The organism is Idiomarina sp. ST10R2A5 (genome assembly GCF_051842325.1).
In the GTDB taxonomy this organism is placed as follows: domain Bacteria; phylum Pseudomonadota; class Gammaproteobacteria; order Enterobacterales; family Alteromonadaceae; genus Idiomarina; species Idiomarina abyssalis.
Window position 1 is genome coordinate 1 of the sequence record NZ_JBNIEX010000086.1, and the last position, 236, is coordinate 236.

The window sequence follows — 236 nt, forward strand, 5'->3', positions numbered from 1 at the left end:
GATCAAGGTCGGCATCGGCCCGGGCTCGATTTGCACGACCCGCATCGTCGCGGGTGTCGGCGTCCCGCAGCTCACGGCGCTGATGGAGGCGGTCGAGGCGGCGCAAGGCGCCGACGTGCCGGTGATCGCCGACGGCGGCATCAAGTTCTCGGGCGCTCTCGCCAAGGCGATCGCCGCGGGCGCCTCCGTGGCGATGCTCGGCTCGTTGCTCGCGGGCACCGACGAAGCGCCGGGCG

The 236-nt window shown here is 73.3% G+C and carries 1 protein-coding gene; it reads left to right on the plus strand.

The features are described 5' to 3' along the window. The coding region (locus tag ACP7FG_RS13225) for an IMP dehydrogenase (protein ID WP_439226668.1) at positions 1–236 on the plus strand (236 nt) is incomplete at both ends.